General features: G+C 66.7%; 1 protein-coding gene. It reads right to left on the reverse strand.

Annotated elements, in window-relative coordinates; genetic code table 11:
• Window positions 1–463 (reverse strand): cytochrome b (locus ER13_RS17455; RefSeq protein ID WP_035311486.1); only part of this gene is annotated, 463 nt, incomplete at its 3' end.
• Between the last annotated feature and the right edge of the window lie 15 nt (window positions 464–478).

Here is a 478-nt window from a genome sequence, read left to right on the forward strand (position 1 = left end):
ACACCAGGTGGTGCACGAGTGCGGCAACGATATGCACCGCGACTAATGCGAGCAGTGCCCAGGCCGCATTCAAGTGCCAGGTGCCGAGGGTGTCGGCCAGGTCCTCATCCGCAGCGACCAGGTTTGGCAGCGTTATCCCGAACAGATAGACCGTTTTGCCGTAAGCGTTGCTCAGCGACCAGCCGATCAGCGGCAGCGCAAGCATCAGCGCGTACATCGCCACATGCGTGCCACCGGCAGCCAGGCGCATGATCAGCGGGGAGGGCGGGCCGGGCGGCAAGGCGCGCAAGCGCAGACGCAGGCTGACGCGTAAGACGAAGAGCAGCAGCACCATCAGGCCGAAGTGGCGGTGGCCTTCCAGCAACCACTGCCGCAGGGCGCGGCCCTCCAGTTCGGCGCGCAGCAGGATCAGGCTGGCGGCCATCACCAGGCACAGCACCGTCAGCCAGTGCAGGACACGCATGGAGCGGGGCAGGGG

The sequence above is a fragment of the Brevundimonas sp. EAKA genome (assembly GCF_000698025.1).
Classification (GTDB): Bacteria; Pseudomonadota; Alphaproteobacteria; order Caulobacterales; family Caulobacteraceae; genus Brevundimonas; species Brevundimonas mediterranea_A.